Below are 22692 nucleotides of genomic sequence, written 5' to 3'. Positions count from 1 at the left end.
GCACCAGATGTCCCACACACCGAAACTCGACACGATTTTCGTCAACGGCAGGGCGTATTTCGGCGGTTCCGAACCGACGAGGAAGTGCGCTGTCGGCGTCGCGAACGGCACCATCGCCGCGATCGGCACCGACGCGGAACTCCTGGACCAGGCAACCGCGAGCACCACGATCGTCGACCTGGCCGGCGGCCTGCTCAGCCCCGGCTTCCGCGACTCGCACGTGCACGCCCTCTTCGGCGGAATCGGCTTGCGCCAGTGCTCCATGTACGACGTCGAGACGGCAGAAGACTGCTTCGACATCCTGCGCGCGTACGCCGACGCGCATCCGGACTCCGAATGGCTTGTCGGCGGCGGCTGGAACATGGACTCGTTCCCGAACGGCATCCCGACAGCGGCCATGGCCGACGAGGTCGTTGCGGACCGCCCGACCTACATGATCGAGCGAGGCGCCCACAGCGCCTGGGTGAACAGCGAGGCGCTGCGCCGTGCCGGAATCACCAGCGACACTCCAGACCCCGCGGACGGCGTGATCGGGCGGTACCCGGACGGCAGCCCGAACGGCATGCTGTTCGAGGGCGCTGCTTCGCTGGTCGCCGATCTGCTGCCCGAGTTGTCCCCGGCGGACTACGAAGCCGGCCTGCTCGCCGCGCAGGACTACCTGTTCTCCCTCGGCGTCACCGCCTGGCAGGACGCCCTGATCGGCGCCTACAGCGGGTTCGCCGACAACTGGGGCACCTACGATGCGGCCGACCGCGCTGGCGTGCTCAAGGCGGATGTCGTGGGCGCGCTCTGGTGGGACCGCAACCTCGGGCTCGAGCAGATCCCCGACCTCGTCCGCCGCCGGGTGGAGGCACACGGCGACCGGTTCCGCCCGACGACCGTCAAGATGATGGTCGACGGCGTCGTCGAGGCGAAGACGGCGTCGATGGTGCACCCGTACCTCGATCTGCACGGGCACCCGACCGACAACCACGGCCTCACGTTCATCGAGAAGGAGACCCTCGTCGAGGGCGCCGTGCAGCTGGACGCCCTCGGCTTCCAGCTGCACTTCCATGCGCTCGGCGACCAGGCCGCGCGGGACGCCCTGGACGCGATCGAGGAGGCCAGGCGCCGCAACGGCACCTCTGCGGGCCGTCACCACATCGCGCACCTCCAGGTGGTGCAGCCCGACGACATCGTCCGGTTCGCTGAGCTCGACGCGACAGCAAACATCCAGGCACTCTGGGCGTGCGCCTCACCGGAACGCGACGAACTACTCGTGCCCTTCCTCGGCCCGGACCGGGTCGACCTGCAGTGGGGTTACGGCTCGCTCGACCGTGCCGGCACGCACCTGGCCGTCGGTAGCGACTGGCCGGTCTCCAGCCCTGACCCGATCCTGGGCATGCACGTGACTGTGAACCGCCAGCCGCCGGTGGAGCTTCTCTTCGGCCACCCGCAGGTGCCCGCATTCCTGCCGGAGCAGGGGCTCGAGCTCGACCGAGTCTGGAACGCTTACACGCAGGGTTCGGCATTCACGAGCCACGCCGATCACCGAAGCGGCAGCATCCAGGTGGGCATGGATGCCGACCTGGTCGCCCTGAGCCGCGACCCATTCCTGCACCCGGTCGATGAGATTTCGTCGGCGACGGTGCAGCGCACATTCGTGCGGGGCGAGCAGGTGTACGCCGCACACTGAACTCGTCGCGCTAGCGTCAGTTGCGTTGCCGGATGCGGAAAACGTCGAAGAGCACGCGCAAAGTGAGCACCCCCGACAGAATCACCAGCATGTAGCCGAAGATCTGGAACAGTGTCAGCGTCGGGCTGACCTGCGGTCCGCCGGTACTGACGAGCAGCATCACCGCCATGATTCCGAAAGCCGCGGCCAGGAAGGTGACGGCGATGAGATTGACGAGATCGCGAATGAGATCGCGGTCGCGCCGATCCGCGAAGGGACGGATGTTGACGGTGAAGCGTCCGTCGACGAGCGCACCGGTGAGCCGGTCGATGCGTGCGGGAAAGCGGCGCACGAGGGGAAGCAGCGACATGACCTCATCGTTGATGCTCGTGAAGAGCGCGCGCGGCTTGAATCCCTCGGCGACCCGGTCGGCGGCATAGCCGCTCGCCTCGGTGAGAATGTCGAAGTCGGGGCTGAGGTGGCGCAGAGTTCCCTCGAGCGTGGCGACGGCGCGAAATGCCAGGGCGAGCTCGGACGGCACCGCGATGCGGTTCAGGGTCAGCATGCGCACCATCTCGGTGAAAACGGTGACGTCGAGGGAGGCTCCCGGGCCGAGTCGGGTCGCCACGAAGACGCCGATTTGGCGTCGGAGGCTGACTTCGTTGATCTCGTCCGGTAATTCGACGAACGCCAGCAACGCGTCGGTGAATGCCCCGGCATCGCCGCGGTAGAAGGCGAGCAGCACATCGCCGATTTGCGCGCGGAGCTGCGAGTCGAGTCGGCCGACCGACCCGAAGTCAAGAAGCACCAGTTCTCCGTCGCCGCGGAGGATGATGTTGCCCGGGTGCAGATCGGCGTGGAACACCCCATCGTCGATGATCTGAACGAGTGTCGAGCGCAGCAACCGGTTGGCCTGCTCGGCCCGCTCGGCGGCCGAGTGGTCGCGGAGCGCGCTCACATCGCTGAGAGTGTCGCCATCGACCAGCTCCATGACAAGCACCTTGCTGGTGCTGATCTCGGGATAGTGCTGGGGAATCCCCACCCGTTCGGCCCGCGCGTGTTTGGCCTGCGCCAACGCCATCGCCGTCATGTTGCGGGATTCCACGCCGTAGTCGAGTTCGTCGTGGAGGCTGGCCGCGAAGTTGTGGGCAAGCTCCTGCACGCCGAGTTCTTGACCCCACGCCGTCGAGCGCTCGAGCTGGGCGGCCAGCCGGAGCGTGATGTCGAGGTCCCGCTCGACCAGATTCACGATCCCCGGTCGTTGCACCTTGACGGCCACCGATTCCCCGGTGATCAGCGTCGCCCGGTGCACCTGCCCGATCGAGGCTGCGGCCAAGGGGATTTCGTCGAACGAGGCGAACACCGTCTCGACGGACTCGCCGAGTTCGGATTCGAGCAGACGGCGAACGTCGGTCCACTCCGCCGGCGGCACCCGTTGCTGAAGCAGGGCGAGCTCCGCGAGGAACTCCTTCGGGAGCAGATCGGTGCGGGTGGAGAGAACCTGACCGAGTTTCACGAACGCTCCACCGGCATCCTCGAGGGCCCCGCGCAGCGCTCGCGCTTGTTTGGTGCGCTCAGTGGCCCCGGCGACCGTCGGATCGGTGTTCAACCGAAATGGAATGAGTCCGTGCCGCAAGGCGATCCGGGAGATCTCGGTGTAACGGCGGGTGCGGGCATAGCGGGCCTTGAGCGACGGCAGCCAAAGGTCGGGTCGGGGAACGGTTCCGGTCGGCACGATGAGTTCGGCGATAACGAGGAACGCGACAGCGACGAAGAAAACGATGCCGATCTGCAGCGGAAGCAGGGCCGGGGTGTACTCCGTCATCCCCCAGACGAACTGAGACTCAAACCCCAGCTCGGCGCCGAGTCCGAGGATTCCGGCAAGAAGAAGCCGAACGATCCCGATCCGCACTCCGAGGATGCGGCGTGTGAACGAGGCAAGCACGATCATGAAGAGGACCGTGAAGGCGGTCATCAGAAGAATGCTCAAGAGTGCTGTCGCCATGTGTATCCCCGTCGTTGGCCGCTGTCGTCATCAAAGTTAGCGTGTGCGGCCGGGCTGCGTCGGGAGGTTTCCCGGAGAGCGGCCAGGATCCGACTTTTGGTTGATCGAAGGTTCAACCTCTTGCGCGATTCACTCGGCGCGCGCGAGTGATGAACTGCCACTATGCCTCTTGCTCCTCGCCCATCCTCGCTCGCCTCGCGCCTGACTTCCCGTCGGGGCGCCTGGATTTCCATCGTGTTGTCCTTGCTGGCCATCGTTGCCCTCTACGGAATGTTCGGTCGCGCCGAGGCGCCGGTCGGCAACGACGCCGCACCCCCGACATCCGAGTCGGCGCAGGTGAAAGCGCTGCTGGCCGAGTTCCCGGGCAGCGACGAGCAGTCGGTGCTTGTCGTCGCAACACGCGACGACGGTGGCGAGCTGACCGACGCCGACCAGACCGCGATCACGGGCCTCGTTCCGGTGGTCAGCGAGCAGACCGGGCACGACGCACGTCCCCCGCTCGTCAGCGAAGACGGCCAGGCGGCCGTCATTCAGGTGCCACTCACCGTGTCGGCCGACACCGGCCAGACCTCGGACGACGTGAAGGCTCTGCGAGCCGCCATCGGCGAGCAGTCGCTCCCCGGAATCACCACGCAGGTCACCGGTGGTCCCGCATTCGGTGCCGACATCACCGCCTCGTTTGACGGCGCGAACATCTCCCTGCTGCTGGTCACGATTGGCATCGTCGCCCTCCTCCTCCTGCTGACCTACCGCTCCCCCGTGCTGTGGCTGATCCCACTCACCGTCGTCGCGTTCGCCGATCAGCTCGCCGGCAAGATGACATCCGCTCTCGGCACTGAGCTCGGTCTGCAGTTCGACACCGGCATCATCAGCGTGCTCGTCTTCGGCGCCGGCACCAACTATGCGCTGCTGCTCATCTCGAGGTACCGGGAGGAGCTGCTCGAGAACGAGAACCACCGCACAGCCCTCGCCATCGCCTGGCAGAAGACCGCACCCGCCATCCTGGCCTCCAATGTCACCGTAGTCCTGGCCCTGCTCACCCTTGTGTTCGCCGTGATCCCGGGAACCCGGGGACTCGGCATCGCCTCGGCCGTTGGCCTGCTCGTCGCCCTGGCCTTCGTGCTTCTGGTGCTTCCGCCGGTGCTCGCCGTGTGCGGGCGCCGCGTCTTCTGGCCGTTCGTTCCGCGCCCCGGCCAGAACAAGAAGGTCGGACGCGTCTGGGGCGCCGTCGCGCAGAAGGTCGTGCGCCGCCCGGTTCCCGCTTTCGTGGCCGGCATCGCCTTGCTCGCCGTCATGGCCACCGGCCTGATCGGCACCACCGTCGGACTCACCCAGGTCGAGAAGTTCCGCGTCGCCTCCGAATCGGCCGAAGGCCTCACCACGTTCGGCGCCCACTTCGACGCCGGCGAAGCACAGCCGATGTTCATTGTCGCCAACACCAGCGAGGCGGATGCCGTGCAAACGGCAGCCGAAAATGTTGCCGACGTGGTTCGCGTGAACCAGATCGGCACGACCACCGTCGACGGAACCGACCTCACCAAGCTGATGGTGACCGGCACCCCGGCCCCCGGAACCGAGGAAAGCCTCAGCCTGGTCACCAACCTTCGTGACGCCGTTCACGCCGTTCCCGCTGCAGATGCCCAGGTCGGCGGCGCCGTCGCAATCGACGTAGACGCCCGTGCCGGCGCGCAGCATGACCTGTGGTTGATCGCCCCGCTCGTGCTCGCCGTCAGCTTCATCATTTTGCTGCTCCTGCTGCGTTCCTTCGTCGCTCCGCTGGTTCTGCTGACGATCAATCTGTTCAGCGCCGTCGCCGCGATCGGTGCGGGTGCGTGGCTGAGTCGGGTGCTCTTCGACCAGCCGGCCCTCGACCTCCAGGTGCCGATCCTCGCGTTCCTCTTCCTTGTCGCCCTCGGCATCGACTACACGATCTTCCTGGTGCACCGGGCAAAGACCGAAGCTGTCGTTCACGGAACCAAGCAGGGCATGGCCCGGGCCGTCGCGTCGACGGGTGGAGTCATCACGAGTGCGGGAATCGTTCTCGCCGGCGTGTTCGCCGCTCTCGGCATCCTGCCGCTGGTCACCCTGGGCCAGCTCGGTCTGATCGTCGGACTCGGCGTGCTCGTGGACACCCTGGTGGTTCGCACGATCATTGTTCCCGCCGTGTTCAGCCTGCTCGGCGACAAGATCTGGTGGCCGGGAAAGGTTCCGGCAGGCCGGAGCGCGGCAGACCAGTCCACGCTAGAGCTGACGACCGATGATGCCCCAGACCAGCCCGTCGACGCGGTTCCGTCCCGCTGACGCCGACGTGGCAACTGACAGGTAGCACCGCAGTGGTGGTGTGCTCGGCACGAGCGCACCAGCACCGCGGTGCTACCGTCGTCACAGGCCCCCTGTGACACCCCGCGCGGCAGGCGCACCGGCCCTCACGCCACTCGCGCATCCCCCTCTTCACATCCACACTTTGGAAGGATCCAGCACCGACGATGACAGTTTCAGTGCTGCTGGTCGACGACCATCCGGTGGTGAGGTCGGGCGTCCGCGCCTTGCTCGCGTCCGAGGCCGACATCGTCGTTGTCGGCGAGGCCTCCTCGGGTGAAGAAGCCGTGGAACTCAGCCGAGCCCTCCACCCGGATGTCGTGCTGTGCGATCTGCGCCTCGGTGCTGGCCTCGACGGGGTGGCGACAACGACCCTCCTGCGCAAGCTGGACCCTGCCCCCGCGGTCATCATCCTCACCACCTACGGCACCGACCACGACATCCTGCGGGCTGTCGAGGCCGGCGCTGCCGGCTACCTCCTCAAAGACGTGGCCCCCGAGACGATCGTGTCGGCGCTGCACGATGCGGCCGTCGGCCGCATGGTGCTGGCGCCGGCGATGGCCCAGCGCGTGCTCTCGAGCATGCGCACGACCCGACCGACGTTGAGCAGTCGCGAAATCGAAGTGCTTCGTCACGCCGCCGCCGGGGAGTCCAACCGGGAGATCGCGCAGACTCTGTTTGTCACCGCGGCCACGGTCAAATCCCACCTTGTGCACATCTACGCCAAGCTCGGGGTCGACAGCCGCACGAAAGCGATTGCACAGGCCCGCGAGTTGGGGATCATCGCGTAGCGCCTGAACCACACCCCGTCGGATGCCCGCCCCGCTGGCGCGGACATCCGTCGTCGGGTGGTGCCAGTGCGTGTCACTCTTCGGGTTCTGTGTGACGCGCTGGGGCCGCGTCGAGCCGGGGCATTTGTCACCGTCAGCCGGGGTACCGAATTCAGGAGCGGAGTGCGTGTCGCAGCATCGGGTGCCCGTCAATCCGCGGGTGCACCCCGGCCGACACACCTCCACTCCTGATTTTGGTACCCCCCACACACGCGCCTGTGCCCCTGACTGCGCCTGGTCCGCGCTGATCTCCCCGTGACCCGAGCTAGGTGAGTGCCCGCAGCAACAGCTCGGCGGTCGCTGCCGTCGCATCCTCGACGGTCACTCCGTCGAGGAGTCCGCCCGTCGCGAGGGACGCGACACCGTGCACGCCGGCAAATACAACGAGGGCGAAGCGCGCCGGGTCGCCGTCGACGACTTCCCCGGCGGCCTGCGCCTCGGCGATGATCGCGACCACGCTATCCATGCTGCTCCGGCCGGCAGCGAGCAGGGATTCACTCGCGCCCTCGGCATGCTTCACGGCATACATCAGCCCGAGTAGCGCTGCGTTGTCCACGGCAAACTGCACGTAGGCAGCGGCAAGTGCGTGGAACCGGGCTTCGAACGACGTGGCGACGGCCGGGATGTCGGTCAGTTCGTGATTCAGCCGTTCGAATCCAGCGAAGGCGAGCGCATCGAGCAAAGCCTGTCGGTCGCGGAAGTGTCGCGCCGGGGCCCCGTGGCTCACGCCGGCATCGCGCGCCAGCTGGCGCAGCGACAGCGACTCGACTCCGGTCGTGCGCACTGTCGTCTCGGCAAGCTCAAGCAGCGTCTCGCGCAGATTCTCACGGTGATAGCTGGGCATCGACATGCATCGAGTCTAGAGATCAATGTTGACATTGACAACATCGCTTGCGTGGCGCATGATGTTGTCATTGCCAACATCAATGGATCGGAAGACAGAAATGCCCTTGAACCACCGCGGCACGACCGCCATCATCACCGGCGCGAGCTCCGGGCTCGGCGCTGAGTTCGCCAGGACCTTCGCCGCACGCGGCGCCAACCTCGTGCTCGTTGCCCGTCGTGCCGAGCGCCTCGCCGAACTCGCCACGGACATCCGCTCGAAGCACGGTGTCGAGGTGCACACGATCGTTCTCGACCTGACCGAACTCGGCGCAACCGACGCGCTCGTCGCCGCGGTCAGGGAGCGAGGGCTCTCCATCGACACCGTGATCAACAATGCAGGCTTCGGCATGCGCGGCGCTCTTGTCGACGCAAATGCTGCCCGCCTCGACGAGCAGGTGCGGCTGAATGTCGGCGCGGTTGTGTCGATCACCCGCGCATTCCTGCCGGAGATGGTTGCCTCCGGTCGCGGTGCGCTCGTGAATGTGGCGAGCACCGCGGCGTTCGTGCCCGTACCGCTGATGGCGGTCTATGGCGCAACGAAGGCCTTCGTGCTGAGCTTCACCGAAGCCGTGGCTTTCGAGACCCGCGATTCCTCACTGCGCGTCACCGCAATGTGCCCGGGCGCCACCCGCACGGAGTTCTTCGACGTCGTCGGCACTGAAGACGCCGCGGTCGGAAGCTTTCAGACTCCACCTCAGGTCGTTGCCACCGCCATGCGTGCCCTCGACGCCCGTCGCACTCCGGCGGCGATCGTGTCGGGTCGTGCGAATCGCGCCACCACCGTTTTTGCGCGGATCATGCCGCGGGGAATCGTGGTGCCGCTGACCGCGCGAATGATGGAGCACTAGCGCCGCGGTTGAACGCGTCACCGGTCGGAGCTGGATTACCACGCCCGGGAGAGGTAGTCGCGCAGCAATGGAAGAACGACATCACCGTGCATCGCACCCAGGTGGTCGAGCCCGGGCAGCACGTCGACGGCCCATCCGGCGGACTCCAGTTTGTCCCGGTCGCGCACCAACGGCTCGGCGATGCGCACGGTGACGCCGCCCCATTTCGGGCTGTATTCGATTGAATCGTCGCTGCCCGCGAAGCAGAGCCGCGGCATCCGGAGGTCCGCCTGAATCGCGGCGTCGTCGAAACCGTCCAGCGCTTCGTAGAGAGTGACGAACTGCCGGGTTTGCGCCTCATCGGTGTGGATGGCGGCGGAATCCCAGTCGCCGGGCGTGACCTCGCCGGCGTCCTCTCCCGTGCCGTCTGCCGCCGTCGCCTCCTGGCTCGTCGACGCCCGATGCGCCGCGCGGGTCACCGCGAGCATCGCCGCATACGGGCCGTCGAGCGGCGGGAATCCGCCCATCACGAGCGCCCAGAGCCGGTCGGTTCGAATTGCGAGCTGCAAACCCGCGAGGGCCAGCCAGGAGTAACCGTAGTAGGCAAACCGGTCGGCGCCCGCCGCATCCGCGATGCTGAGCAGGTCGGCCGCCAGATTCTGCGGGGTCAAGGTGTCGGCGGCGGGGCGCTGCAGCCGATGGCCTTCGTAGTCGGCCGCGATCACCCGAAAGGATGTCGACAGCCCGGCGATCAGCCGCGGTCCCAGTTCCGGATCGGCGCCCCACTGTCGCATAGTCTCGGCGGTGGCCGGATCGTGCGGGGTGGAGCGAACCGGCAGCAGCAGGTTGTTCCCCTCCCCCTCGACGTGGATCCGGATCGTCGAGCCATCGTGCAGAACGGCTTCGGTCTCGTTCACGAGCTCCTCCTTCGCATTTCACCGCTGTGATTTCGGTGCGACCTGCACGGGCGACCGAACGAATCCGCTCGTCGCAGCATCGGTTACCCGTCCGAACCCGCACGGTCCGCGGTCCACGCCCGCGCCATACCCATGGCCTGGACGAGAGAATCTCCCACGCGTGGCTCGGCAACGAACACCCGGTCGGCTCCAATCTCGGCGAGCACGCCGGTGACGGCCAGCTGATCGCGCACCTTCCCGCTCACCCCGACGAGCATCAGCGCGGCACCGGCCGCGGCAAGAGTCGCGGCATACTGCGCGACGATCTTGAGAAAGGTGCTGCCGAGTTCGTCCTTGCCCCGCAACCGGATGATCACCACCGTGCCCTCGCAGCGGTCGGGAACCTGCGGGAGCTGAGCTTCGAAGACCGGTGCCGCGGCGAAGAACAGGCTTCCGTAGGGCACGAGCACCACCAGCTCGCCGGGCTCCAGGCCGGCCGGCGGGTCGGTCTCAACCGGCAGGGGGCGGCCCTCCTCGAACACCCACCGACGGATTGTGATCCGGTTCGACTGGCGAGCGATGTGCAGAATCACCGCGAGGCCGACGCCGATGAGCACGGCGTACTGCAGCGGGATGACCAGGGTGAGGATGAAAGTCACGGCGAGGATCGACGCCTGGACCGGGCCGGTGCGCCACACCATCAGAATGTCGTGCAGCTTGAAGGTGCGAATGCCGACGAGGATGAGCAGGCCAGCCAGCGCCGGCATAGCGATGTAACCGATCGCCGGTCCGAGGGCGAGGATCGTGACAGCCATGACAAGGCCGGCCGTCAGGTTCGCGAGGGCACTCTTCGCGCCTGCGGCCTTGACGAGAGCGGTGGCCGACATGGATCCGCCAACGGGCATGCCCTGGAATAGTCCCGTGGCGAGGTTGGCGATGCCCTGCCCACGAAAGTCGTTCGAGGCATCCGGATAAGTGCCGTCGGGGTTCGGGACCGATCCGCTGATGGCGGCCCCCTGCACCAGGCCGACGAGAGCGAGCGAGAGGGCGGGGATGAGGAGCGTGGTCATCAGGCTGAGATCCGGCAGCACGAACCCGGGCAAAGTGTTGGGGACAGTGGCAACGCTGGCCACCAGCTGAATCGGCTGGCCGGGAAACAGGATGCCGAACAGGGCTGCCAGGCCGGATGCGACGACGATCGCCACCACCATCGCGAGAGCTCCCAGCTTGGTGCGCTCGAGCAGCAGAATCAGCCCGATGGTGACCGTTCCCACCGCGACGGTGGGCCAGCTGAACTGAAACAGGTGAAGCAGCGTGTCGAAGCCCTTCACGATGCGGTTCGCACCCTGACTCTCGTAGCCGGTGAAGTTGTCGAACTGCCCCAACACGATGTTGATGGCGACGGCGTTGATGAACCCGACGAGAACGGCGGTGGGGATGAATCTGACCAGCGAGCCGAGCCGGGCGATGCCGAGGATCAACATGATCACCCCGGCCATCAGGGCGAGCGTGGCCAGCGCTCCGCTCGCGTTGTCACCGGATTGGGTCTGCGGCACATCGGAGATCACGACGGCCATCGCGCCCGTGGCCTGCACCGTCATGAAGGCAGAGCCGGTGGCGAGTGCGCCGCCCAGGGTGCCGGCGAGGTAGCCGTAGAGGCCGTGCAGCGGGTTGACTCCGGCGAGGAGCCCGGCCGCGAGTCCATCCGGCACGCTCTCGACGCCGAGCACGAGCCCGGCCTTCAGGTCGGCGCCCACCGTGCGCGTGGTGCCGAACCGGCTCAGGTAGCTGCGCAAGGTGTGGCGCACGCGCCCCGGCCACGGCATCCGTTTCACCGCCATGGGAATCCGACCAGTGCATTCTGGATCTGCATGATCGCGACGATAGCAAGGAGAACGGCGATAGGGGCGCTGTTTCGGTCCTGAGCGCGATTCAGGGAACGTCGACTGATCCGGTGAGCAGCGCACCCTCCGTCGTGGATGCGGCTTCCCTGAGTGCCTTGACGTACTCGGGGGCCGCGGCCTTCCTGAACCTCGCCGTGGGGATGGCCGTTGTGTAGGCGGCGACGGGTTTTCCGGTGGCGTCCCGAATACAGACACCCAGGCCGGTCACCCCCTGTCTCGTCTCCTCCAGGCTCGATGCGTAGCCGGCCTTGCGGACGGCCGCCAGTTGGCGCTTGAGCGCGGGCAGGGTGTGGATCCTCGCGGCGGGCCACGGCGTCAGGCCTTCGCGGTAGATCTGCTGCACTTCCACGGTGCGGAGCTCGGCCAAGATCGCCTTGCCCCCGGCGGAGCAGTAGGCCGGCATGAGATCCCCCATCCTGGCCCTGACGCTCAGCACCTCTTCGGACTCGAGGCCGTCGATGAAGCGGATGTTGGGGCCGGTGAGCACCATGAGCTGGACCGTGTCGTTGACGTCTTCATAGAGTTTCAGCAAGGCCGGTCGGGCCACCTGCCGCAATTGGTTCACGGAGAAACGGCTCTCGCGGTGAGGCGCCAGCTGGGGTCCCGCGCGATACCGCCGCTCCCGGTCCTGCACCGCGAAGTCCCTGGCGACGAGCGCACCGAGCAGCCTGTGGGCTGTCGACGGCGCCACGCCGAGACGTTCACCGGCGGATTTGACGCTCATCACCTCCCCGTCGCGCAAGTGGAGGAGCAACTGGAGGGCGCGGTCAACTGATTCGAGCTTTGGGACTGTTTCAAGATTTCGCACAGCAGAATGATCTCACACTGTGATTACCCAGTGCCAGGGAAGCTGTTGGAAGTCTGCACAGAATTTTCGGGTTTCTGAGGAGTTAAATTCCGCGAACCTGATTTCGCTGATCGAAACTTCACACAGACTTGTGGACGGTTGCGCGCTGCTCTCACTACGATCGCGATGTTGCCAATGACCTTTTAAGTTTCATGAAAGAAGACATGGACGTCTTAACTCAGATCCGCCAGTCGCGGATGACCCGTTTCCAGGTGATGGCGATCGTGATCGCCCTGACGCTCATCCTCATTGACGGGTTCGATGTCGCAGTGATGGCCTACGCAGCCCCCAGCCTCTCGCGGGCCTGGGGACTGGATCCGGTCACACTGGGATTCCTGCTCAGCGCCAGCCTCTTCGGCATGGCCGCCGGCTCCCTCTTCCTCACCCCGCTCGCTGACAAGATCGGGCGCCGGAAGCTCGCACTGATTTCCCTGGTCATCATCAGCGTCGGCATGATCCTCTCGGTCTTCGCCGCTGACGCGATGCAGCTGATGGCCTTCCGGGTCATCACGGGCCTCGGCGTGGGCGGCATGATGGCGAACCTGAATGTACTCGTCTCCGAGTACGCCTCGGACAAGCGGCGCGGCACCATCATCGGGATTTATGCCGCGGGCTATCCGATCGGCGCCACCGTCGGCGGACTTGTCGCCGCACCGCTCATCCCGCTGTACGGCTGGCACTCGGTCTTCATCGTGGGAGCGGCCCTGACGGTGCTGATGCTGCTCGTGTCCTGGCGTTTTCTGCCCGAGTCCCTGGACTATCTGCTGACTCGCCGCCCCGTAGGCGCCCTGACTAGAATCAACGGCATCCTCGCCAAGATCGGACGCCCGGCACTGAATGACCTGCCCGCCCTCCCCGAAGCCATCCGCCAGCAGAGCGCCGTTTCCGAGATCCTGAGCGGGTCTACCCGGTACCGCACCCTGGCATTGTGGATCGGGTACGCCTGCCTCGTTGCGGCCTACTACTTCGCGAACACCTGGACTCCGAAGATCGTTGCTGCGGCCTCCGGAAATGACTCCCTCGGGGTCAGCATCGGCGTGATCGCCAACGCCGGCGGCATCCTCGGCTGCTTCATCTTCAGCGCGCTGGCCATCAAATTCCGCAGCCGACCGCTGCTGGTCTGGGCGCTGGGCGCCGCGGCGGCAACGTATCTGCTGTTCGGCCTGGTGTTCACTCACACCAACGTCGCCCTCGTGGTGGCCCTGTTCCTGGGAATCCTGACCACGGCCGGGATCGCCGGCTTCTACGCCGTCGCACCCGAGGTCTACACCGCACGGGCACGTGCCACCGGCATCGGCTGGATGATCGGCCTCGGCCGCTTGGTGTCTATCATCGCGCCGATTCTCGTGGGCTATCTCGTCTCCGGCGGGTGGCAGCCCGAGAACATCTTCTTCCTCTTCGCCATTCCGCTGGCCGCTTCTGCGCTCTGCATCGTGGCCCTGGGCATTTCCATCAGGCGGTCCGGATCAGCAGCACCGGCACCCGTCGCGGGGTCTCCCGTCACCAGCGCGGCCTAGACCGCCAAGCTTTCACCTCGTCCAAGAATCGTTCAGAAGGAATCCCATGCGCTCTCTTGAAACCGGCACACTGCTCAAGGCAGCCCCCGCCAGGGAGGACTGGCCCCAGTTCCGGATGGGTGTCTTCCTGGCGGAAATTGAAGCGAGGACAGGACGGAGTTTTGCCGACTATGAGCACGCCTGGCGCTGGTCGGTGGACCACCTTGAGGAGTTCTGGGTTGCGGTCTGGGAGCACTTCGAGATCATCACCCACACCCCGTACGAGACGGTGCTGAAGGAGCAGACGATGCCCGGCGCCGACTGGTTCCCCGGCGCAACGATCAACTACACCGAACACATTGTCCGCGCGGTCGCCGCCCGCCGTGACGATGTCATGGTCACGTCCCGCAGCCAGACCAACGGAAGCACGGAGTGGACGGGTGCCCAGTTGCTGGAGGAAATCGGCCGCATCCAGCAGGGGCTGATCCGTCACGGCATTACCGCCGGTGACCGCGTGGCCGGGTATCTGCCCAACATTCCCCAGACCCTCGCGGCCTACCTCGCGACCGCCGCGCTGGGTGCCATCTGGTGCTCCGTCCCTCCGGAGATGGGCCCCAAGTCCGTCCTTGACCGGATCAGCCAGCTGGAACCATCCCTGATCCTCGCGATAGATGGGTACCGGTGGGGCAATAAAGACCTGTCACGTGCCGACGATCTTGCCCGGATCCGCGAACAGCTCCCGCAGACACCGGTCGTGCTGCTGCCGTACCTGGATCAGGAGTGCGAGATTCCTGCCGGCGCCACCGCCTACGCCGACTTCACGCGCGACCCGGGGGAAATCCGCTGTGAGCCGGTGCCCTTCTCTCACCCGCTCACGGTACTTTTTTCGTCCGGAACCACCGGCAAACCCAAGGCGATCGTGCACTCGCACGGCGGCCTGCTGCTGGAGCATTCCAAAGCCCTGGGCCTGCACAGCGACCTGGGCCCGAAAGACACAGCCTTTTGGTTCACGACCACCGGATGGATGGTGTGGACACTGGGGGTTTCCAGCCTGCTGACCGGCGCCGCCATAGTGCTCATGGATGGCGACCCGAACTGGCCTTCGCCGGGCGGTGAGTGGTCCCAATGGGCAGTGGCAGCCGACACTGAAGCCACCTATCTGGGCACCAGCTCCGCCTACCTCGCCGCGTGCGCGCATGCGGCCATGAAGCCCGGCGCGAGCTGGGACCTCAGCCGGCTGCGGGAAATCCAGTGCTCCGGCTCCCCGCTGTCGGCGGACGTCTCCGGCTGGGTTTACGACGCCGTCAGCCCGGATCTGCTGCTGGCCCCCACCTCCGGGGGTACCGACATTTGCGCAGCCTTCCTCGGCGCCAGCCCCCTGACCGGAGTCTCTGCGGGCGAGATGTCCTGCCGGCCGCTGGGCGTCGCGGTGGAGTCCTGGGACCCGGAAGGCCGGCCGCTGCACGGCGCCGCCGGAGAACTCGTGGCCACCAAGCCCATGCCGTCGATGCCTGTCTTCTTCTGGGGGGACGAGGACCAGGAACGCTACCGCGACAGCTACTTCGGTGCCTATGAAGGAATCTGGCGCCACGGGGACTGGCTCATCGAGACCGAGCGGGGCACCTGGGTGATCTCGGGCCGCTCCGATGCCACCCTCAACCGGGGAGGCGTCCGCCTGGGCACGGCTGAGTTCTACGCTGTGCTCGACGGCCTGGCCCAGGTCAACGACAGCATGGTCCTGCACTTTGAAGATCCCGACGGCGGCATGGGCCGGCTCGTTCTCCTGATCGAACCCCAGGACGGCGCCGACCGGGTGGAACTGGAGACTCTGCTGCGGCGGGCGCTGCGGACTGAACTCTCGCCCCGGCACCTCCCGGACAATGTCGTCTTCGTCCCCAGCGTCCCTCGCAACCCTTCCGGAAAGCGGCTGGAAATTCCCCTTAAGCGCGTCATCCAGGGCGCCGTCCTGGGCGATGTCCTGGACCCCGGAGTGCTCGTGAAGCCCGGCGATCTCGAAGAGACCGTCCGGATCATCACAGAGGCAATTGCCGCATGAACCGAATGTGAATGCCAATGCTTGCATCCCCACCATTCACTTCCGCTCGAGGCCGGAATTGTGTGCTGGCGCATAACGCAAAGTAGGAGATTTCGCGACTCGCCGAACCCGACCGGCGGTTTCACGTGGCGGGTCACAGATTCTCCTCCGATAGGTTCCCGTGGGCTGGGCCTCACCGGGGCGGCCGCGAACGGCCCGCCAGTAAACTGGTGAGCGGAAGCCGCAGGGGCGAATACGGTCCGCGTGACTGCGACAGCTGAGGAGCATCGTGACCACGACCGAAACGGCGCACTCCGACAAGCTCAGCGTCCCCGCTCTCACCGCCTTGGTCGTCGGTTCGATGGTCGGGGCCGGAGTCTTCACTCTGCCGCAGCGATTCGCGGCAGAAACCGGCGTCGTCGGTGCGGTCATCGCGTGGGCGATCGCCGGGGCCGGCATGCTCACCCTCGCCTTCGTTTTCCAGAGCCTCGCCGTGCGCAAACCCCTGCTCGACAACGGCGTCTATGTGTATGCCAGCACGGGCTTCGGCAAATATCCCGGCTTTCTCTCGGCGATCGGCTACTGGGCCAGTTCGTGCGCGGGGAATGCGTTCTACTGGGTTCTGATCACCTCGACACTGAGTCCGTTGATCCCGGCCTTCGGCGACGGCAACACGGTGTCGGCGATCCTCGTCTCGTCGGTCTTCGTGTGGGGCTTCTACCTGTTGATTCTGCGCGGGGTCAAGGAGGCTGCCGGCCTCAACGCCATCATCACGGCGGCCAAGATCATCCCGCTGCTGCTGTTCGTCGTGGTGACGATCTTCGCTTTCAAACCCGACGTGTTCATCGCCAACCTCAGTGGCGGAGCCAGCGCCGGCGGCACCAGCCTGTTTGAACAGGTGAAAGGCACGATGCTCGTCACCGTTTTCGTGTTCCTGGGCATCGAGGGCGCCAGCGTGTACTCGCGCTACGCCCGAAAACGGAAGGATGTCGGGCGGGCGACCGTGCTGGGATTCGTCTCGGTACTCGCCCTCTTCGCAACCGTGTCGATCATCTCCTACGGCATCCTTCCCCAAGACGAGCTGGCCACGCTGCGCCAACCGTCCGTCGGCAGTGTGCTCGAGGCCGTCGTCGGCCCGTGGGGAGCCTGGTTCATCAGCGCCGGCCTGATCATCGCGGTGCTCGGCGCCTACCTTGCCTGGAGCCTGATGGCCGCCGAAGTGCTGTTCGCCGCGGCGAAAGACAAAGATCTGCCGCAGTTTCTGGCGAAGACCACGAAAAAGGATGTCCCCGGGAACGCCCTGCTCCTGAGCACGCTGTTCATCCAGCTCCTGCTGATTCTCGTGTACTTCGCCAGCGGAGCCCTCGACTTCATGCTGGATCTGACGGCGGCCCTGTCGCTGGTGCCGTTCGTGCTCGTCGCCGGCTACGCCCTCAAGATCGCGATCGAGAGGGATGGCTATGCCGGCGTTCCGCAGCGCACACGCACTCGGGAGCTCGTCGTCGCCTCCATCGCCGTCGTCTACACGCTGTTTCTCGTGTTCGCCGCGGGAACGCAATTCCTGCTGCTCTCGTGCATCTTGCTCGCCCCCGCGACGCTGTTGTACGCGATTGCACGCCGTGAACAGTCCGGAAAGCTTTTCACGACGCCCGGCTGGGTGGTCTTCATCGTCGTGTTGATCGGTGCGATCGCGGGAGGCGTCGGGCTGGCGACGGGGTTCGTGAGCATCTAGGCGGCAGGAGCTTGCCCCGGTGCGTCTCCGGCCGCCCCTGCACGGCCAACCTGTGATTGTCTGGAACTGCAACGACCGAGAGGAAGACCATGTCACGCATCGCAATTGTCGGCGGCCACGGAAAAGTGGCGCTGCACCTGACCCACGTGCTGGCCGAAGCGGGCCATTCCGTCAGCGCGATCATCCGCAACCCTTTGCAGAGTGACGACGTGATCCGGGCCGGCGCCACTCCGGTGGTCCTGGATGTGGAGCAGGCCTCGACCCAAGATTTCGCAGCGGCATTTGCCGGTCACGACGCCGTGGTGTGGTCGGCGGGCGCCGGCGGTGGCAATCCAGCGCGCACCTGGGCGATTGACCGGGATGCCGCCATCCGTTCAATGGATGCCGCACGCGCCGCTGAAGTCGACCGGTACGTCATGGTGTCCTATTTCGGTGCGAGCCTCGACCATGGAGTTCCCTCAGACAACCCCTTCTTCGTCTACGCCGAGGCCAAAGCCGCGGCGGATGAGTATCTGCGCAGCACCGCGCTGTCGTGGACCATTCTCGGTCCCGGCACGCTCACCCTCAAGCCCGCCACCGGCTTGATCGACGTCGGCGATGACGCTGCGGGCGGCCGGGTCAGCCGAGAAGACGTGGCGCTGGTGGCCGCGTCGGTGCTGGAGCGGCCGGCCACTGCCGGAATGTTCATCCAGTTCAACAACGGGACGACGCCGATCGACGATGCGTTGGACCTGCTGACCGACTGACCTCGAATCACAGCGTTCATTAACGACGAAGAGCCCGACACTTCGTGCCGGGCTCTTCATCGTTGGTGGAGCTAAGGGGATTCGAACCCCTGACCTTCTCATTGCGAACGAGACGCGCTACCAACTGCGCCATAGCCCCAAACTGCTTATGCAGAATATCACGCGATTCGGAGTACTTTTCGCCAGATCGCCGTTCCCGGCCTACTTCGTGTCGCCAATTTCACCCCAGGAGTCCGATCACGCAGGCGGAGGGAGCGCTCCGCCGCACTTCGGGCACACCCCCACCGACGGATCGTCGACAGAGGCGCCGCACTCCGGGCAGACATTCGCCAGCCAGCAGGCGGGATCCCCGCCCAGATCCTCAGAAGAATCGGCAGGCAGATTGGCCGGGTCTTCGCTATCCGGCTGCACGGCGACGACGCAGCACATCATCGAGGTCGCTCATGCCGGATTCGGTGTCGCCGACGATTCCCATCGAGGCGAACTTGCTTGACGCAGCGGGCGCAGCGGATGCGGCCGGCGCGGCCACGCGGGTCGGCTTGGTGATCGGGGTGACTGCCGCGGCAAACGCAATCTCACGTTCTGCGGCACGGCGGGCCAACTCGGCTTCTGTGGCCGCCTTGCGCAACTCGGCGCCGGCATCCACCGAGGCCATGGCGGTCTGCAACACCGATCCGCGCGTGAGGTACATCGGGCGCGGAAGCGGCTTCGGAGTCCAGGTGGGGGCGGCAACCGGCGCCTCGTCGAAGTGCACCGGCTCGAACCGCTGAACGCGCTGGCGCGGAGCCGGCTGTTCGACAACGACGTGCTGCGAAGCAACTCGCTCGGCGCGGGCAACCCGGGCCAGACGCGATAGTCCGCCAAGCGCCCAGACCGAGGCGACCGCCCCGAGGCCGAACAGCAACCAGGTTCCGCTGACGACACCGACGACGATGCCGGCCACTACCGACACGGCGCCGACAAGGAGGAGGAGCGCACGACGCGCACGTTGGGCGCGCAGGCGACGCTTCGAGGCCTGCGCGATGTCGGGGGTGAACTGGCGTGCAACGGAGCCGGCGGTTGCCGACACGGACGCCGACACCGTCGTAGCGGTCGGCAGCGCTGCGGCAGCCTTGACCACCGCGGCCCGACGCGCTGCGATTGCAGCGTTCGTCGACGCTTTCAACTCGGCACGGGCTTTCGCCTCGGCCTGGGCCAGCAGCTTCTGCTGACTCGACACCGTGCGAGCGTTCGCTTCGAGCCTGACCTGCGTCGGGATCTCGGCCGTCTCGGCAAGAATTCGCAGGGTCTGCTGCAGGCGAACAGCGTTGCGTTCCATTGCGTTGTACTGCCTTCGGCGTGCCCAGGTGGGCATGAAATAGGCAACCCACAAGAGGGCAGCCACCGCCACCATTACGCCCCCGCCCAGCACCTCACCGCTCATGTTCCTTACGGTATGAGTTCCCGGGCAGTGCGTGGCTGATTACCGGGGGTGTGTCATCGATCAATAATGGGCAATTGATGCGCCGCCGCGGCACGATCTTCGGCGGTCACCGTCGCTGCATGAGGCGGGACGACCCCGGCCCGCCACCGCTGCAGCACACCCTGCTGCAGCTCCTCAGCCACCAGCCCGAAACAGAAATGGTCGCGCCAGTCGCCATTGATGTGGATGTAGCGCCGCCGCAGACCCTCGTAGCGGAAGCCGAGCTTCTCGACGACGCGCAACGACGCCTCGTTCTCCGGGCGGATGCAAATCTCCATCCGGTGCAAACCGAGCTGGTAGAAGCAGTAGTCGGTGGCCAGGGCCACCGCGGTCGGCGTGATCGACTTGCCGGCGAACCGCTCCCCCACCCAGTAGCCGATCGTCGCGCTGGAGAGTGAGCCCCAGCTGATCGACGAGACGTTCAGTTGACCGGCAAGCTGCCCTTCATACTCGACGATGAACGGCAGCCCGTGTCCCGAGCGAGAATGCGTGAGCAGGCTCCGGATGCTGGAGCGGGTGTCGAACGACATCGGCGCGTAGGGGTTCGTTGCTTCCCACTTGCGCAGCCAGCTGCGGTTTGCCATCAGTTCGCTGTCCAGCGCCCGCGCGTCGCGCACCCGGATCGGTCGGAGGGTAATAGATCCGTCGCGGAGCGTCGGGATCGTGATCGCCATTGCTGGGTGCCTCTTTAGTCGTTAGTCGAGGGTCGCGGCGAAATCGCGCAGCCACGGACGCAGCTGTTCGCGCAGGTCGTCGCGGTCGACGGCGAGCTGCACGATTGCCTTGATGTAGTCGACGCGGTCGCCGGTGTCGTAGCGGCGCCCCCGGAAGATGACGCCGTAGACGCCGCCGGTGGTTTCCGGCGTGATCGCCATCTCCTGCAGCGCATCGGTCAGCTGAATCTCATTGCCCTTGCCGGGCTTGGTGTGCTCGAGCACCTCGAAGACCTCGGGGCGCAGCACATAGCGGCCGATGATAGCGAGGTTGGAGGGAGCATCCTCAGCCGACGGCTTCTCGACCAGGCCGGTCACCCGAACCACGTCGGGGTCGTCGGTCGGTTCGATGGCAGCCGCACCATACATATGGATCTGCGACGGATCGACTTCGAGCAGCGCGATGACACTGGTGTTGCGGTTCTCCTGCTCGGTCAACATCTTGTCGAGCAGCGGGTCGCGGGCGTCGATGATGTCGTCACCGAGCAGCACCGCGAACGGCTCGTTGCCGACGTGCATCTTTGCACGCAGAACGGCGTGGCCGAGCCCGAGGGGATCGCCCTGACGCACGTAGTGCATGTCGGCGAGGTCGGTCGAGGCGTTGACCTTGGCCAGGCGTTCCCGATCGCCCTTCTGCTCGAGCAATGCCTCCAGCTCGGTCACCCGGTCGAAGTGGTTCTCCAGGGAGTTCTTGTTGCGCCCGGTGACCATCAGCACATCGTGCAGCCCCGCGGCGACGGCCTCCTCGACGACGTATTGGATGGCCGGCTTATCGACTACCGGCAGCATCTCCTTCGGCATCGCCTTCGTTGCCGGGAGGAATCGTGTACCGAGCCCCGCCGCCGGTATTACTGCCTTCGTGATCTTGGTTCCCATGGCCCCTACGTTATCGGCATCTAGGATGAAAGGCATGGTCTCTGACATCGGTCACCGAAAGAGGGCGCTCCGCGCGGAATTGCGGGAGCGCCGTTCTAACCTCACCTCGCGTGAACGCGATGCGGCGACCGCCGGATTCACCGAAAACCTTCAAAGTTTGGTGATCGACCTGTCCGCACGGTCAATTTCCTGCTACCTCTCAGCTCGCAATGAGCCGAACACGCGCCCGTTCCTCAACTGGGCCGAGGCAGAGGGCATCCGCATTCTGTTTCCGGTCTCCCGAGAAGACGGTCTGCTCGACTGGACGGTCGGCGAAGAACAAGAAGAAGTCGAAGGCATCCACGGGATGCCGGAGGCCGCCGGTCAGTTGCTCGGTCCGATCGCCATCAATGATGTCGACCTCATCATCGTGCCGGCCGCCGCCGTCGACGAGAAGGGTGTGCGCATGGGCTGGGGGCGCGGCTACTACGACAAGACCCTCGGGTCGATGGAGAAAAGCCCACCGGTATACGCCGTCGTCTACGACAACGAGTTCGTCGATGAGGTTCCCCACGAAATACACGATCAGGCGGTCAACGGCCTGATCACCCCGACGAGAATTCTCTCGTTCTAAACGTTCGACGCGCACCCGCCCGTCGAGACCCTCAGCTGGAGATTCAGTGCCCACCTATTCTTACCGTTGCACCGCGTGCGACACCGCCTTCGACATTCAGCAGGCATTCACCGACAACTCCCTCACCGTCTGCCCCACCTGCCAGGGCAAACTGCGCAAGGTCTTCTCGTCGATCGGCGTGACCTTCAACGGTTCGGGCTTCTACCGCAACGATTCGCGCGACTCCGGCAAGTCGACAATCAAGGCGTCGTCGGGCAGCTCCTCTTCTGACTCGGCCTCGAAGTCGGCCGCCACGTCAACTACAGCTGCACCGAGCACCTCCGGTAGTGTCTCAAGCTCAGCATCTGCATCAACGAGCACGAGCGCGGCGGCACCTTCAGCTTCATAGGTCCCTCCCGCTCACCGGAGGAACGGCCATGATTCAAGGCTTCAAAGAATTCATCATGCGCGGCAACGTCATCGACCTTGCCGTCGCCGTGGTCATTGGCGCTGCGTTCACCGCCGTCGTCACGGCGCTCGTCAACGGAATCTTCAACCCGCTCATCGCGTCGATCTTCGACTCCAAAGATCTCGCGAAGGCACTGGTTCTCCCTCTTCCGGGCGGCGGAGGACTGGCCTTCGGCCTGGTGCTCGCCGCAGTCATCAACTTCCTGTTGATCGCCGCAGTCGTCTACTTCGTCTTCGTCATGCCGATCAACAAGATGAAGGAAGCGCAGGAGCGTCGTCGCAACGGTGGCAAGCTGCCGGTGCCCGATGCCGCTCCCGCATCCGAGGTCGACCTGCTCGTCGAGATCCGTGACCTGCTGGCAGCCGGCGCGCCAAGCGGGTCGAGGCACACGCTGTAGTTGTCGG

At 65.7% G+C, this 22692-nt stretch carries 19 protein-coding genes, 1 tRNA gene and 1 pseudogene; 11 read left to right on the top strand and 10 right to left on the bottom strand.

All coding sequences use genetic code 11. The features are described 5' to 3' along the window. The first annotated feature begins 7 nt into the window (after positions 1 to 7). On the top strand, positions 8 to 1675 hold the full coding sequence (locus tag AB4Y63_RS18345; RefSeq protein ID WP_441792506.1) for an amidohydrolase: 1668 nt from the start codon (positions 8 to 10) through the stop codon (positions 1673 to 1675). 16 nt (positions 1676 to 1691) lie between these two features. Here the strand turns inward: AB4Y63_RS18345 and AB4Y63_RS18340 are convergent, their stop codons facing one another. Next, a complete protein-coding gene (locus AB4Y63_RS18340) occupies positions 1692 to 3659 on the bottom strand; it encodes an ABC1 kinase family protein (RefSeq protein WP_441792505.1) in 1968 nt (655 codons plus the stop codon). 162 nt (positions 3660 to 3821) lie between these two features. On the opposite strand from AB4Y63_RS18340, the gene AB4Y63_RS18335 reads away from it, so the two are divergent. Together AB4Y63_RS18335 and AB4Y63_RS18330 are read left to right on the top strand one after the other, a co-directional pair. Further along, positions 3822 to 5960 carry an MMPL family transporter gene (locus tag AB4Y63_RS18335; protein WP_441792504.1) on the top strand — a complete coding sequence of 713 codons (2139 nt, stop codon included), beginning with the start codon at positions 3822 to 3824 and terminating at the stop codon, positions 5958 to 5960. A gap of 185 nt (positions 5961 to 6145) precedes the next feature. Further along, entirely contained in the window at positions 6146 to 6769 is a 624-nt protein-coding gene (locus AB4Y63_RS18330) for a response regulator (RefSeq protein ID WP_441792503.1), read from the top strand. A 304-nt stretch (positions 6770 to 7073) separates the two neighbouring features. On the opposite strand, the gene AB4Y63_RS18325 is transcribed toward AB4Y63_RS18330, so the two are convergent. After that, positions 7074 to 7658, bottom strand: a complete 585-nt coding sequence (locus AB4Y63_RS18325; RefSeq protein WP_441792502.1) for a TetR/AcrR family transcriptional regulator — start codon at positions 7656 to 7658, stop codon at positions 7074 to 7076. A gap of 94 nt (positions 7659 to 7752) precedes the next feature. On the opposite strand from AB4Y63_RS18325, the gene AB4Y63_RS18320 reads away from it, so the two are divergent. Further along, positions 7753 to 8541 carry an SDR family NAD(P)-dependent oxidoreductase gene (locus tag AB4Y63_RS18320; RefSeq protein WP_441792501.1) on the top strand — a complete coding sequence of 263 codons (789 nt, stop codon included), beginning with the start codon at positions 7753 to 7755 and terminating at the stop codon, positions 8539 to 8541. Positions 8542 to 8576: 35 nt separating this feature from the next. Here the strand turns inward: AB4Y63_RS18320 and AB4Y63_RS18315 are convergent, their stop codons facing one another. The 3 genes from AB4Y63_RS18315 to AB4Y63_RS18305 all read right to left on the bottom strand — a co-directional run bounded on the left by AB4Y63_RS18315 (position 8577) and on the right by AB4Y63_RS18305 (position 12128). After that, positions 8577 to 9437 (bottom strand): alpha/beta fold hydrolase, encoded by an 861-nt coding sequence (locus AB4Y63_RS18315; RefSeq protein WP_441792500.1) that lies wholly within the window; start codon positions 9435 to 9437, stop codon positions 8577 to 8579. Between the two features lie 83 nt (positions 9438 to 9520). Next, positions 9521 to 11257 carry a SulP family inorganic anion transporter gene (locus AB4Y63_RS18310; RefSeq protein WP_441792499.1) on the bottom strand — a complete coding sequence of 579 codons (1737 nt, stop codon included), beginning with the start codon at positions 11255 to 11257 and terminating at the stop codon, positions 9521 to 9523. Positions 11258 to 11348: 91 nt separating this feature from the next. After that, positions 11349 to 12128 (bottom strand): IclR family transcriptional regulator, encoded by a 780-nt coding sequence (locus AB4Y63_RS18305; protein ID WP_441792498.1) that lies wholly within the window; start codon positions 12126 to 12128, stop codon positions 11349 to 11351. Positions 12129 to 12331: 203 nt separating this feature from the next. Between AB4Y63_RS18305 and AB4Y63_RS18300 the strand changes: the two genes are divergently transcribed. The 4 genes from AB4Y63_RS18300 to AB4Y63_RS18285 all read left to right on the top strand — a co-directional run bounded on the left by AB4Y63_RS18300 (position 12332) and on the right by AB4Y63_RS18285 (position 18176). Beyond that, entirely contained in the window at positions 12332 to 13684 is a 1353-nt protein-coding gene (locus AB4Y63_RS18300) for an MFS transporter (protein ID WP_441792497.1), read from the top strand. A gap of 46 nt (positions 13685 to 13730) precedes the next feature. Continuing rightward, positions 13731 to 15719 carry an acetoacetate--CoA ligase gene (locus AB4Y63_RS18295; protein ID WP_441792496.1) on the top strand — a complete coding sequence of 663 codons (1989 nt, stop codon included), beginning with the start codon at positions 13731 to 13733 and terminating at the stop codon, positions 15717 to 15719. A 268-nt stretch (positions 15720 to 15987) separates the two neighbouring features. After that, positions 15988 to 17430, top strand: coding sequence for a basic amino acid/polyamine antiporter (locus AB4Y63_RS18290; RefSeq protein WP_441792495.1), 1443 nt, complete (start codon positions 15988 to 15990; stop codon positions 17428 to 17430). An 89-nt stretch (positions 17431 to 17519) separates the two neighbouring features. Continuing rightward, positions 17520 to 18176, top strand: a complete 657-nt coding sequence (locus AB4Y63_RS18285; RefSeq protein ID WP_441792494.1) for an SDR family oxidoreductase — start codon at positions 17520 to 17522, stop codon at positions 18174 to 18176. Positions 18177 to 18239: 63 nt separating this feature from the next. Here AB4Y63_RS18285 and AB4Y63_RS18280 read toward each other — a convergent pair. The 4 genes from AB4Y63_RS18280 to galU all read right to left on the bottom strand — a co-directional run bounded on the left by AB4Y63_RS18280 (position 18240) and on the right by galU (position 21227). Beyond that, a tRNA-Ala gene (locus AB4Y63_RS18280) sits at positions 18240 to 18315 on the bottom strand. A 258-nt stretch (positions 18316 to 18573) separates the two neighbouring features. Next, the gene (locus tag AB4Y63_RS18275) at positions 18574 to 19599 is read right to left on the bottom strand and encodes a hypothetical protein (protein WP_441792493.1); all 1026 of its coding nucleotides are present in this window, start codon (positions 19597 to 19599) and stop codon (positions 18574 to 18576) included. Positions 19600 to 19652: 53 nt separating this feature from the next. Then, positions 19653 to 20312, bottom strand: coding sequence for a GNAT family N-acetyltransferase (locus AB4Y63_RS18270; protein ID WP_441792492.1), 660 nt, complete (start codon positions 20310 to 20312; stop codon positions 19653 to 19655). Between the two features lie 21 nt (positions 20313 to 20333). Beyond that, entirely contained in the window at positions 20334 to 21227 is an 894-nt protein-coding gene (gene galU, locus AB4Y63_RS18265) for a UTP--glucose-1-phosphate uridylyltransferase GalU (protein ID WP_441792491.1), read from the bottom strand. 34 nt (positions 21228 to 21261) lie between these two features. Here galU and AB4Y63_RS18260 point away from each other — a divergent pair, with 34 nt between their 5' ends. After that, positions 21262 to 21840, top strand: coding sequence for a 5-formyltetrahydrofolate cyclo-ligase (locus tag AB4Y63_RS18260; protein WP_441792490.1), 579 nt, complete (start codon positions 21262 to 21264; stop codon positions 21838 to 21840). 46 nt (positions 21841 to 21886) lie between these two features. Beyond that, positions 21887 to 22027: pseudogene (locus AB4Y63_RS18255) on the top strand (FmdB family zinc ribbon protein); the annotation flags it as partial. Positions 22028 to 22041: 14 nt separating this feature from the next. On the opposite strand, the gene AB4Y63_RS18250 reads toward AB4Y63_RS18255, so the two are convergent. Continuing rightward, on the bottom strand, positions 22042 to 22200 hold the full coding sequence (locus AB4Y63_RS18250; RefSeq protein ID WP_441792525.1) for a hypothetical protein: 159 nt from the start codon (positions 22198 to 22200) through the stop codon (positions 22042 to 22044). A gap of 56 nt (positions 22201 to 22256) precedes the next feature. Between AB4Y63_RS18250 and mscL the strand changes: the two genes are divergently transcribed. Continuing rightward, positions 22257 to 22685: a large conductance mechanosensitive channel protein MscL gene (mscL, locus tag AB4Y63_RS18245; protein WP_441792489.1), complete on the top strand. Its 429-nt coding sequence runs from the start codon at positions 22257 to 22259 to the stop codon at positions 22683 to 22685. The last annotated feature ends 7 nt before the right edge of the window (positions 22686 to 22692 follow it).

The sequence above is a fragment of the Leifsonia sp. YAF41 genome, from assembly GCF_052113185.1.
Taxonomy (GTDB): Bacteria; Actinomycetota; Actinomycetes; order Actinomycetales; family Microbacteriaceae; genus Cryobacterium.
Note: the sequence above shows the minus strand (reverse complement) of the source record. Positions and strands in the feature narration are given on the sequence as shown.

Bases quoted from the DNA above. Each gene is read 5' to 3' on its own strand.
- galU (WP_441792491.1), bottom strand. From the start codon at position 21,227: ATGGGAACCAAGATCACGAAGGCAGTAATACCGGCGGCGGGGCTCGGT.
- AB4Y63_RS18285 (WP_441792494.1), top strand. From the start codon at position 17,520: ATGTCACGCATCGCAATTGTCGGCGGCCACGGAAAAGTGGCGCTGCAC.
- mscL (WP_441792489.1), top strand. From the start codon at position 22,257: ATGATTCAAGGCTTCAAAGAATTCATCATGCGCGGCAACGTCATCGAC.
- AB4Y63_RS18345 (WP_441792506.1), top strand. From the start codon at position 8: ATGTCCCACACACCGAAACTCGACACGATTTTCGTCAACGGCAGGGCG.
- AB4Y63_RS18270 (WP_441792492.1), bottom strand. From the start codon at position 20,312: ATGGCGATCACGATCCCGACGCTCCGCGACGGATCTATTACCCTCCGA.
- AB4Y63_RS18335 (WP_441792504.1), top strand. From the start codon at position 3,822: ATGCCTCTTGCTCCTCGCCCATCCTCGCTCGCCTCGCGCCTGACTTCC.
- AB4Y63_RS18295 (WP_441792496.1), top strand. From the start codon at position 13,731: ATGCGCTCTCTTGAAACCGGCACACTGCTCAAGGCAGCCCCCGCCAGG.
- AB4Y63_RS18310 (WP_441792499.1), bottom strand. From the start codon at position 11,257: ATGGCGGTGAAACGGATGCCGTGGCCGGGGCGCGTGCGCCACACCTTG.
- AB4Y63_RS18260 (WP_441792490.1), top strand. From the start codon at position 21,262: ATGGTCTCTGACATCGGTCACCGAAAGAGGGCGCTCCGCGCGGAATTG.
- AB4Y63_RS18300 (WP_441792497.1), top strand. From the start codon at position 12,332: ATGGACGTCTTAACTCAGATCCGCCAGTCGCGGATGACCCGTTTCCAG.
- AB4Y63_RS18340 (WP_441792505.1), bottom strand. From the start codon at position 3,659: ATGGCGACAGCACTCTTGAGCATTCTTCTGATGACCGCCTTCACGGTC.
- AB4Y63_RS18325 (WP_441792502.1), bottom strand. From the start codon at position 7,658: ATGTCGATGCCCAGCTATCACCGTGAGAATCTGCGCGAGACGCTGCTT.
- AB4Y63_RS18330 (WP_441792503.1), top strand. From the start codon at position 6,146: ATGACAGTTTCAGTGCTGCTGGTCGACGACCATCCGGTGGTGAGGTCG.
- AB4Y63_RS18275 (WP_441792493.1), bottom strand. From the start codon at position 19,599: ATGAGCGGTGAGGTGCTGGGCGGGGGCGTAATGGTGGCGGTGGCTGCC.
- AB4Y63_RS18320 (WP_441792501.1), top strand. From the start codon at position 7,753: ATGCCCTTGAACCACCGCGGCACGACCGCCATCATCACCGGCGCGAGC.